The 5,477-nt window shown below is 73.1% G+C and carries 4 protein-coding genes and 4 tRNA genes; 3 read left to right on the top strand and 5 right to left on the bottom strand.

Annotated features, from left to right (window positions below):
- Positions 1-126: 126 nt before the first annotated feature.
- The 5 genes from ACF1AK_RS03060 to ACF1AK_RS03040 all read right to left on the bottom strand — a co-directional run bounded on the left by ACF1AK_RS03060 (position 127) and on the right by ACF1AK_RS03040 (position 1,481).
- Positions 127-209, bottom strand: a tRNA-Tyr gene (locus tag ACF1AK_RS03060).
- Position 210: 1 nt separating this feature from the next.
- Positions 211-305 (bottom strand) — tRNA-Ser (locus ACF1AK_RS03055).
- 20 nt (positions 306-325) lie between these two features.
- Positions 326-410: transfer RNA gene (locus tag ACF1AK_RS03050), tRNA-Ser, on the bottom strand.
- Positions 411-420: 10 nt separating this feature from the next.
- Positions 421-493: transfer RNA gene (locus ACF1AK_RS03045), tRNA-Gln, on the bottom strand.
- Between the two features lie 301 nt (positions 494-794).
- The gene (locus tag ACF1AK_RS03040; RefSeq protein WP_391497008.1) at positions 795-1,481 is read right to left on the bottom strand and encodes a UbiX family flavin prenyltransferase; all 687 of its coding nucleotides are present in this window, start codon (positions 1,479-1,481) and stop codon (positions 795-797) included.
- Positions 1,482-1,823: 342 nt separating this feature from the next.
- On the opposite strand from ACF1AK_RS03040, the gene ACF1AK_RS03035 reads away from it, so the two are divergent.
- The 3 genes from ACF1AK_RS03035 to ACF1AK_RS03025 all read left to right on the top strand — a co-directional run.
- On the top strand, positions 1,824-2,267 hold the full coding sequence (locus ACF1AK_RS03035) for a hypothetical protein (protein ID WP_391497007.1): 444 nt from the start codon (positions 1,824-1,826) through the stop codon (positions 2,265-2,267).
- Positions 2,268-2,576: 309 nt separating this feature from the next.
- The gene (locus tag ACF1AK_RS03030) at positions 2,577-2,909 is read left to right on the top strand and encodes a trypco2 family protein (protein ID WP_391497006.1); all 333 of its coding nucleotides are present in this window, start codon (positions 2,577-2,579) and stop codon (positions 2,907-2,909) included.
- A gap of 79 nt (positions 2,910-2,988) precedes the next feature.
- The coding region (locus ACF1AK_RS03025) for a tetratricopeptide repeat protein (protein WP_391497005.1) at positions 2,989-5,477 on the top strand (2,489 nt) is incomplete at its 3' end.

The raw sequence follows: 5,477 nt of genomic DNA, 5'->3' as shown, positions 1-5,477 counted from the left end.
GCGTGCGCATTTGCAGTTGTTTTCAGAAACCCCCAACCCGCGGGGGGGGGGGGGGGGTGCCCCCGCCCGGGGGGCGGGTGTTTCACGCGTGGGTTACCCCCGGCCCCCACCAGTGTGGTCAGTGTGTGGTGGGCGAGGCCGGAGTCGAACCGGCACAGCCGAAGCGGGGGTGTTACAGACCCTTGGGCTCTCCAATGCCCAGCTCGCCCTTGGCGGAGGAAGTGAGGGTCGAACCCACACGGGTGCTCGCGCACCCCAACGGTTTTCAAGACCGAGGCCGGCGCCACCTGTCGGCTGGCTCCTCCGTGAACTGCTTTGTCCTGCGCGGAGAGTGCGCGGATCGAACGCGCGCGGGCTTCCACCCGACTACGGCTTAGCAAGCCGCTGCCTTACCACTCGGCCAACTCTCCAGGTGCTGCGCTGCCGGACGAGGATTCGAACCTCGAGTCTCCTGATCCAGAATCAGGCGTGCTGCCAGTTGCACCATCCGGCACTGCGGGGCGGCAACGAGAAAGGCCGCCCAGGCGGGGTGAGTCCCCCGTGGGCGGCCAGGCACGTGAGGTGCCGGTCTACCGCGCGGAGGGATACCCCTGGCTCTGCTGAGAGCTCGAAGAACGCTGATACGACTGGCTGCTGCTCATGACGTGCGTTCCTCTCCTTGGCGGTGCTGCCGGGCTGATGCGCCTACTCTGCGGCACGGTCGTGCGCGTGGGCAACCGGATTTCGCGGCCCCTCCACCGCGGCGTAGCGGCCGGGCCCGCGCTCGGTCCGCACGACCGCCCCCGGCTGGCGGCCTACGTCCGGGTACTGCCCGGGGACGCGGCTCCTCCGAGATGGCCTTCCCACCGGCGGTACAGGCTGTGCGGCACGCCCGCGGCGTCGAGTACCCGACCGGCGACGAAGTCCACCAACTCGCCGACGGTGGAACCGCCGGCGTAGAAGCCGGGTGAAGCGGGGAGGACGACGGCGCCCTGCGAGTCCAGCTCCACCAGGTGCTTGAGCGTGGTCCCGTTCAGCGGGGTCTCGCGCACGCACACCACCAGGGGGCGCCGCTCCTTCAACGTCACGCTCGCGGCCCGCTGGAGGAGGTCCTTCGACAGGCCGAGCGCGATCCCGGCGACAGCCCCGGTGGTGGCGGGGACGACGAGCATCCCCTTCGCCGGGTACGAGCCGCTGGACGGCCCGGCCGCGAAGTCCCCGGCCGACCAGTACCGGGCCCGGTCGTCACCGAGGTCCGGGGCCCGGCGCGGGCCCGCGTCGACTGCGAGCCATGCCGTCAGGTCCTCGCGCCAGTGCGCGTCACGGAACGAGATGCCGGTCTCGTCGAGGATGGTCAGGCGCGCTGCCCGGCTGACGACGAGGTCGACGCTTTCCCCGGCCGCCAGCAGGGCGCGAATCACGGACGCCGCGTAGGGGGTGCCCGAGGCACCGGAAACTCCCACGATCCACGGGCGGCGGGCAACCGGATGTGCTGATTCCATGGCCGAACCCTATGCCCGGGGCCCGGCCGCCGGGCCTGACCAGCCGCAGGGGGTGCCGTATCCGAGTGTCCGCATGATCGTGCGGTGGGTCGCTGGCTCCGGCGCGATCCGGGCTGCCAGTTGCGGCTGGGCTACAGCCCGAAGGCTCCGGTCCGGGTGGCGAAGGCGCGCAGGCCGGGCAGGCGGGCCTGCGAGTCGGCCAGTGCGACGGTGAGCCTGCGCACGGAGGGGTGACGGGCTTCCTCCGGTATGGGTCCACTGCGGGCCGGGCGCGCCACCCGACAGGGTGATCTCTTGTGCGATAGGGGTCGGGTGGACGCGAACGGTCGCTATAACCGCACCATGATCAAGAAACTGCTGCGGCGCGGGTTGACCGTGCTCGCTCTCGCCGCACTGCCCCTGCTGGGCAGCACCGTCCCCGCGGGCGCCGTCGACGTGCCGATTGCCGTTCCGGCCGGGCCAGCCCCTGCCGCTGCCGGGCGTGTCGCGGGTCCGCTGTCCCTGTCCGACGCGGTCGCCGCGCTGCCGATCGCCGACGAGCGCCGCGACGGCTACGACCGCAGTCTGTACAAGCACTGGAACCGTGGCCTGGACCTGTCCGACGGATGCTCAACGAGGTCGGAGGTGATCCTGTCCGAGGCCGTCGTCGCGCCGGAGGTGACCGCGGGCTGCAAGCTCGTCGGCGGCGAGTGGTATTCGTACTACGACGGCGTGACCGTAACTTCCGCCTCGGGGCTGGACGTTGACCACATTGTTCCGTTGGCCGAGGTGCACGATTCGAAGTAGGCGGAATTGCTGCCTCTGCATCAACACCGCACGGGGCGGGCGCGGCTGCGGCCCGGTCCCATGGGGTGATCGCGTTCGCCCTTCAGGTGCCGTGGGGCGTCTGGCCTGGCCCGATGGGCTCCGGTGCCACGATGTTGCATCAGGTGCAACCGTTGGAGAGTGCGGACAGTCGACATTCGTGGATCCGCACCGTGGTGGAACCCGGGCTTCGATCAACGGGAGCTTTCGGCTGCGCAGTTGGGGGAACGGGCTCTACGGTGTCCGCATCGACCTGACCGCCGGTCGGGTGTGTGATGAGGGGTGGGTCCGATGGATGTTCCGCTGGCGGACGCGGTCGCTGCGGTGCGCGACGAACTGCTGGAGGCGGCCGCCCGGGCGGGGGACGACCCCGGGGTGGTGTTCGCGGTGGGGCCGGTGGAGATGGAGTTCGAGGTCGAGCTGCGCGCCGACGCGAAGGCGAAGGCCAAGTTCAAGCTGTGGGCGGTGGGGGCGGAGGCGGAGGCGGGCGTCTCGCGGGGCCGCACGCACCGGATCTCCTTCACTCTGACCCCCAAGCGGGCCGACGGTACCGATCTGCTCGTGCACTCCGTGCAGGAGCGCCCGGACGGGCCCGGTGACGTGTCGGGGCGAATCCCGAACTGACGGACAGCGGGGGCGGGCGGGTCCGGCGGGCACGACGGGGCCCGGGCAGTGCGGCAGGTGCTTCGGGGAGGGGCGGGACGTGGAACAGCCGAGGGTGGCCGGGGTGACCGGGCCGAGAGGTCCGGAGGCCGGATCGACACCGTGGCCGGGCTCGGGGTACGCGGTCGGGGGCCGTCTGGTGCTGACCTCGGCGCACGTGACCGGGCCGGCCGGAACCCGGGTGAAGGTGTTCCACCCCGGCCTGGGCGGCGACGCGGGCGGGACCGTCGTGTGGGCCGGGACGCCGCGCGGACGCGACGACGCCGCACTCGTCCTCGTCGACGACTCCCCGCACTGGCAACCGCCCACCGACCCCGTCGTGTGGGGACGCCCGGCCACCTCCGAGCCCGGCGCCCCGTGCGAGACCTGGGGAGTTCCGGACGAGGCCCAGCGCAAGGGCTGGCCGGTCGAGGCGGTCCAGCTGGGCGGGGAGATCAACCCGGGCAGCGGCCTCGCCGGCAACCAGTACGTCATGGACCTGCGCACCCCCGTCGCCGGATGGCCGGGCGACGGCACGTCGCCGTGGGGCGGCCTGTCGGGGGCGGCGGTGTTCTGCGACCGCTACCTGACCGGCGTCGTCGCCTCCGACCGCGCCCACTCCGGGCACGGCCGGCTCAACGTCGTCCCCTCCTACGTCCTGCACCACGACCCCGCCTTCCGGGCCGCGCTCTCGGAGCACGGCGGCGGGCCGACAGGCGGGCTGGCGGCGGTGGAGTTCCAGGACCTCGCCGACCCCACCGGCAGCTCCGCCCCGCGGCGCGGCGCGGTGACACCGGCGGCGCTGCTGGAGGCCGGACGCCAGACCGTCCCCTTCCACGGCCGCGAGGAGCTGCTCGCCGAACTGGAGGCCTGGTGCGGTCGGGGCGGCTTCGGCGCGCTGCTGCTGCACGGCCCGGGTGGGCAGGGCAAGACCCGCCTCGCCCACCACCTCGGCCAACAGCTCACCGGGCAGGGGTGGACGGTGCTGTGGCCGCGCGCCGGCGCCCGCCCGGAACAGCTGCTGGAGCTGCGGCGGGCGGCCAGGCCGCTGCTGGTCGTCCTCGACTACGCCGAGACCCGCCCCGAACAACTCGGCGCCCTCGTCGACGCCGCCGCCGAACACCCCGGCACCAGCCCCTTCAAGCTCCTGCTCCTGGCCCGCACCGCCGGCGACTGGTGGCAACAGACCCGAACAGGAAGCCGGCAGGCCGAGGAACTCCTCGCCGCCGCCCGCACGCGCCGCCTCACCGCCCTGGAGGACAACCCGGACCGGCGCGTCGACCACTACCGCAACGCCGCCCACGCCCTCGCGGCCGCGCTTCCATTCGTCGAGGGCCTCGCCGGGCACGACTGGACCGCGGCCGCTACGAGCCTGCAACCGCCTCGGCGGCTCGGCGACGGTGCCTACGGCAACGCGCTCACCCTCCACATGACCGCCCTCGCCGACCTCCTCGACACCGCCCGCACCGAACCCGCCGACCACACCGGAGACGACGAGGACGCGCAGGACGTCGAGGACCGACTCCTCGGCCACGAGAGCCGCTACTGGAAGGGCAGCGCGAGCGCCCGCGGCCTCACCCTGGCTACGGACACCCTGGAGACCGCACTCGCCGCCGCCCACCTGGTCGGCGCCGCCGACCGCGACCAGGCCGACCTGCTCTGGCGACGCCTTCCCGCCCTCGCCGACCAGCCCCGCGACCGCCGCAACACCGTTACCGCCTGGCTCACCACCCTCTACCCCCCAACCGTGGCCGCTCCCGGCGGACCACCGTGGGGTGCACTGCAGCCCGACCGCCTCGCCGAACGCCATGCCGGCCGCGCCCTCGAAGCCGACCCCCGCCTCGCCGACCGGCTCCTCGACGGCGCCGACGACACCCAGGCCGAGCAACTCCTCACCGTCTACAGCCGCGCCGCCGCCCACCCCGTCTTCCAGAGCCGCCTCGACGGCCGGCTCACCGACCTCTGCCTCCGCCACCACGAGGCCCTGGCACCGCACATCATCACCACCGCCACCCGCACCGACCACCCAAGCCCTCTCACCACCGCCCTCGACACCCTCACCACCCGCCCCGACACCCCCCTCAACACCCTCACCACGCTCTACAGCCACTTCCCCCACACCAGCCACCGCCTCGCCACCACCGCCGCCAGCCTCACCCACACCATCACCGACCGCTACCGCACCTTGGCCGAGGCCAACCCGGACGCCTACCTGCCCGGCCTCGCCAGCGCCCTCAACAACCTCTCCAACCGGCTGGGTGAGGTGGGCCGGCGGGCGGAAGGGCTGACCGCCGTCGAGGAAGCCGTTGCCATCCGCCGCACCCTGGCCGAGGCCAACCCGGACGCCCATCTGCCCGACCTCGCCATGTCCCTCAACAACCTCTCCGTCCGGCTGGGTGAGGTGGGCCGGCGGGCGGAGGGCCTGGCCGCCGTCGAGGAAGCCGTCGACCGCTACCGCACCCTCGCCCAGGCCAACCCCGACGCCTACCTGCCCGACCTCGCCAGCGCCCTCAACAACCTCTCCGTCCGGCTGGGTGAGGTGGGCCGGCG

This window comes from Kitasatospora sp. NPDC015120 (genome assembly GCF_043080305.1).
Lineage (GTDB): Bacteria > Actinomycetota > Actinomycetes > Streptomycetales > Streptomycetaceae > Kitasatospora.
Note: the sequence above shows the minus strand (reverse complement) of the source record. Positions and strands in the feature narration are given on the sequence as shown.

Coding starts and splice junctions, on each gene's coding strand:
- ACF1AK_RS03040 (WP_391497008.1), bottom strand. CDS start 1,481: ATGGAATCAGCACATCCGGTTGCCCGCCGCCCGTGGATCGTGGGAGTT.
- ACF1AK_RS03035 (WP_391497007.1), top strand. CDS start 1,824: ATGATCAAGAAACTGCTGCGGCGCGGGTTGACCGTGCTCGCTCTCGCC.
- ACF1AK_RS03030 (WP_391497006.1), top strand. CDS start 2,577: ATGGATGTTCCGCTGGCGGACGCGGTCGCTGCGGTGCGCGACGAACTG.